This is a genomic window from Streptococcus pluranimalium (assembly GCF_047785745.1).
Taxonomy (GTDB): Bacteria; Bacillota; Bacilli; order Lactobacillales; family Streptococcaceae; genus Streptococcus; species Streptococcus pluranimalium_B.
This window is the reverse complement of record NZ_JBLOJT010000122.1, coordinates 1-4,671: the sequence shown is the minus strand read 5'-3', so window position 1 is coordinate 4,671 and position 4,671 is coordinate 1. Positions and strand designations below refer to the sequence as shown.

Below are 4,671 nucleotides of genomic sequence, written 5' to 3'. Positions count from 1 at the left end.
AAATTTTACGTTAAAATAGATTTTTTGGAAAACTTTGCAACAGAACCGTTCAAACCCATAATTTTTATTTTATAGCCTGATTTAACGGAGGGAACCTCTGTTAAATCAGGCTTCTTCTATTATTTAGTTTCTTTCATTTAGGAATCAAATTAGGGTATAATAAAAGAAGTCAGTCCATTTATTTATAAAAAAGAAAAAAGAGGTGGGGGATGAATCGCATACGAGAGTCTTGGGAGAATGCTCGAATTTTTACAAAAATTTTATTAAGTATTTCCTTTGTCATTGTATTTATTGCGCTTAGCTTATATGGCATGTTTAACTGGTATTTATATCAACAATTGGATAATGAATATCGAGTACGGTTAACACAAATAGGAGAGACCATTGCAAATAATGAGCATGTGGTTTACAGTTTGCAGCAAGAAGAATCGACAGAACGTTTAGTCACATATGCTTCACGGGTTGAGGCGGTTAATGATTTAGACTATGTCGTCCTTTTTACCCCAGACTTAACACGGTTAACCCACCCTAATAAAGCACTTATTGGGTTGTCCTATATCGGGGATAATGATTATCACGATGCCTTAGCTGGTAAAGTATCAACTAACATAGGTAGCGGTACAATGGGGCGATCCATTCGGGCATATATTCCGGTTTTTGAGCCTGGAACGCAAGACGTGATAGGAGTTGTGAGTTTAGGGACAATGATTGACACCTACTATCGTCATATTGTTGAATCGGTGATTATTTTAACGATCATGGTATTACTAGCAATTACTTTAGGGATTGGGATTTCCTATTTTGTCTCTCGGGCATTAAAAAAGCAAATGTTTGATATGGAGCCCCGGGAGATTGCCCGTCATTTACAAGAACGTAATGCAATGCTTGAAAATTCTTTTGAGGGGATGATTGCCACCTCCGAAGATCAAACGGTCACCCTTCGAAACCGTTATGTCAAAGAAACCATTTCTATCGAAAAGTCAGAGGTCTTGTCAGTAGCGCTACCAAAATTATCTCAAAGTGATTATGGAACGAGCATTCAAGAGCTGAATCATACCCGCTGGTTGGTATCAAAGTCGCCCATTATTGTCAAAGAAGAGAATGTTGGAGATTTTTATATCATAAAAAATGTGGAGGAAATTGAACAAACCATGCGCTCAATGGATGCCACTGCCCGTTATGCCCAAATTATTCGGGAGTATCACCATGATTATTTAAATAAGCTACATGCCATTTATGGTTTGAGTGAGTTGGAAAATTACAAGGAGTTAAAACGTTATTTGAGCCAATTATTAGCTAATGAAACAAGTGAAGTAAATAAAATATTATTATTAATAAATAATGTAGCAATTGCAGGAACCTTGATGGACATGGCAGAGCGTTTAAAGCAAAAAGATATCGCCTTTCAATTGATCGTTTCAGGTGAAATTAGTGATCGGATGTCAATTGATAATACAGTGCTTTGGAATAAGACGCTATATATTATCACCAATTTTATATGTAGCCAACCTGTGACGCGAGTTAAGGCGACTTTGTATGAGAAACATGATCAGTTGCTTATTGATTTGATGACGGATTGCGTATTTGAATCACGCCTTCAAGCCACAGGGGTTAAAATTGTAAAAAATGAAATTCGTTATACTCAGACATATAAGGAGGCATCTGATGAGTAAATATTCTGTTTTATTGATTGAAGATGATCCGATGGTATGTGAAATTAATCGGCAATATATTGAAAAAATCGATCAGTTCAGTGTACAAGCTATGGCAAGTAATATGGAAGAAGCGTTTAACCAATTGGAACAGTATAAAGAAACCATAAAGCTTGTAATGATTGATGATAAATTAACAGATGGGGTTTATGCCATTCCTTTTGTCGGGATAATCAAACAAAAGTATCCCGATGTAGATGTTATTGTTATTTCTGCTAATGATAGTAACCAAGCCATCCAAAAAGCCTATAACTTAGGAGCGATGGATTATGTTTTGAAGCCATTTAGTTACGAACGATTAAAACAAAGTTTAGACAATTATCGTTTAAAAAAAGAACGAACGATAGAGTCTATGACACAAAGGCAAATTGATCAACAGTACCAAAAAGAAATGACACCCATCGATAAAACCACGTTGCCTAAACTTGATAAAGATAAGCTAGAGAAAGGGATTTCGTATAAAACATTACATCATATTTTTCAAGTGATTACGACGTATCCCTCAACATTTACAATTAATGAATTAACGCGAGACACTAATTTATCACATGTGACGGTTAGACATTATGTGAATTATTTAGTGAGTGATAACCGATTAGCTGAAGAAATCGTTTATCAAAAAAACGGTCGGCCATATAGTGTCTACCATCTAAAGGATAAAATAAAAAAAAGCTGAGGAGATCCTCAGCTTTTTTGTTGGATCGACTGTTTAAAGTGGGAAAAGGGGATTAGTTGTCAATTTTTTAAAAAACTTAAAAAACTTAAATAATATTGTGAATGTTATCACTATACTGTAATATCATAGATGAAGAACGAGCTAGCAGGTTCTCAAATTATTTTAGAGGTGAAATTAATGAACATTTTAGACACGATTATGATGACTTTCACAAATATGGATTTCCTAAGTGCGATTGCATCAACTGTATTTATTATTTTATTAGGTTACTATTGTCGCGTTAAAGGCATCTTCAATGAAAATACAAGTAAAGTATTGTCCGGTGTGGTTTTACGTTTGGCGATTCCGTGTTTAGCGTTTAATGCCTTTATGAAAGACGTTGATTACGCGCAATTACGTCAAAGTATGGACATCTTGATTTGGGGGCACTTATTCCTTATTATTTTAATTTTCTTAACAAAACCCATTTTTGCGAAATATCAAGGTGTAACCAAAATGGTATTGAGTAATTTAGCGATCTTTGGATCAACCACTTTCTTCGGTATTCCAATTATTTCTGCGGTGTTTGGTGATGAAGGGGTTATTTATGCGAATATCTTCAACATTGGTTACCGTGTCTTACTTTACTCTTTCTGTTACTTACAAATGAGTGGATTAGAATTTGACAAAGACAACTTGAAACAAATCTTCTTAAACCCAGTTATCATCTTTACTTTTGCAGGTCTTTTAATTTGGGTCTTCCAAGATTCATTACCACAAGTGATGGTAGAGGGAGAAAGCTATGCCTTCTTACGTTTAGATATGACAGCACCATGGCTGAATAAACCAATGACTTATTTAGGAAGTTTATCTTCGCCATTAGCATGGTTAGCGATTGGATCAACTTTAGGTGGTATTTCATTTAAAGAAGCCGCAAAAGACTCTCGTGTATGGTATTATTCAGCTGTCAAACAAATTGTGGTGCCATTGCTTAATATTGCATTAATCTTAGTATTCAATGCGATTGGTTTATCTCAAATGGGTTACATCGCGATTGCGACAACTGTTGTAATGATGGCAACTCCTCCTGCAACAGTAGCCGTTAACTATGCGATTGGATTCGATAAAGAACCCGTATTGGCATCAAATAGCTCACTAGTTTCAACATTAATGGCCGTTATTGCGATTCCAGTTTGGTTAATCATTTTACAAATGTTGATGCAAGGTGGCTTAATCTAAAGGTATCTATAAAAAGTTAAAAAACGAAAAAAGAAAAGGAGAATCTATTCATGAAAGTCGTATGTTATGGTGTCCGTCCAAATGAAGTGGAAACCTTTAATGCGTTAAATAAATACGATTACGAATTAACGTTATTATCGGAGTTATTAACGCATGATAATATTGAAACAGCAAAAGGGCATGATGCTGTTTTACTACGCGGAAACTGTGTGGCTGATCGTCAAAACTTAGAACAAATGAAAGGTTACGGTATCGAAATGGTCTTTACCCGTACAGTCGGGTTTGACCACATCGACTTAGCGGCTGCAAAAGAATTTGGCCAAGTGATTGCACGTGTGCCGGGTTATTCACCAAATTCAGTAGCTGAATTAGCATTTGCTATGGGAGTAACTTTATTACGTAATGTGCAATATACTGCGCATAAAAGTGCACGAGGGGATTTCCGTGTGACACCGCAAATGTTTAGTCGTGAAGCGCGCAACTGTACGGTAGGAATTATCGGGACAGGACGTATTGGTTTAGAAGAAGCCAAAATGTATAAAGGTATGGGAGCAAAAGTTATTGGTTACGATATTTTCCAATCGGATCAAGCCAAAGAAGTCATTGAATTTGTCGAAGATCAAGAAGATCTGATCCGTCAATCCGATATTATCTCGATTCATGTGCCTTATATTGCGGGTGAAAACGATGAAATGATTAATGCTGATTTCATTGCTAAAACAAAAGGAGATGCGATTATCATTAATACTGCACGTGGAAACTTACAAAATAACCACGATGTTGCCGAAGCCATTAAATCCGGTCAGTTATATGGATTTGGAGCAGATGTTTTACCTAACGAAAGCGAGACTTTCTTTAAGAAATTTGAGAACCTAACAGACATCAAAGATGACTCTGTTCAAAAATTATTAGCCTTATATCCAAAGGTAATTTTAACTCCCCATGTTGGCTCAAATACAGATGAGGCCTTACGTAATATGGTTGAAATTAGCTTCGATAACTTTAATGAATATTTAACAGAAGGAAAAGTTAGCAACGAAGTGAAGTAAACGATAATCGAGTAGA

At 35.8% G+C, this 4,671-nt stretch carries 4 protein-coding genes; all 4 read left to right on the top strand.

The annotated features are described in order from the left end of the window. Positions 1 to 209 precede the first annotated feature (209 nt). Positions 210 to 1,673, top strand: coding sequence for a Spo0B domain-containing protein (locus ACMZ6U_RS09395; RefSeq protein ID WP_416108195.1), 1,464 nt, complete (start codon positions 210 to 212; stop codon positions 1,671 to 1,673). Beyond that, positions 1,666 to 2,388 (top strand): response regulator, encoded by a 723-nt coding sequence (locus ACMZ6U_RS09390; RefSeq protein WP_416108194.1) that lies wholly within the window; start codon positions 1,666 to 1,668, stop codon positions 2,386 to 2,388. The genes ACMZ6U_RS09395 and ACMZ6U_RS09390 overlap by 8 nt, the downstream gene beginning before the upstream one ends. Before the next feature lie 177 nt (positions 2,389 to 2,565). After that, positions 2,566 to 3,606 (top strand): AEC family transporter, encoded by a 1,041-nt coding sequence (locus tag ACMZ6U_RS09385; protein WP_416108193.1) that lies wholly within the window; start codon positions 2,566 to 2,568, stop codon positions 3,604 to 3,606. Positions 3,607 to 3,656: 50 nt separating this feature from the next. Further along, a complete protein-coding gene (locus ACMZ6U_RS09380; protein ID WP_416108192.1) occupies positions 3,657 to 4,655 on the top strand; it encodes an NAD(P)-dependent oxidoreductase in 999 nt (332 codons plus the stop codon). Positions 4,656 to 4,671 lie beyond the last annotated feature (16 nt).

Excerpts from the sequence above, each read along its gene's own strand:
- ACMZ6U_RS09390 (WP_416108194.1), top strand. The coding sequence starts at position 1,666 with ATGAGTAAATATTCTGTTTTATTGATTGAAGATGATCCGATGGTATGT.
- ACMZ6U_RS09395 (WP_416108195.1), top strand. The coding sequence starts at position 210 with ATGAATCGCATACGAGAGTCTTGGGAGAATGCTCGAATTTTTACAAAA.
- ACMZ6U_RS09380 (WP_416108192.1), top strand. The coding sequence starts at position 3,657 with ATGAAAGTCGTATGTTATGGTGTCCGTCCAAATGAAGTGGAAACCTTT.
- ACMZ6U_RS09385 (WP_416108193.1), top strand. The coding sequence starts at position 2,566 with ATGAACATTTTAGACACGATTATGATGACTTTCACAAATATGGATTTC.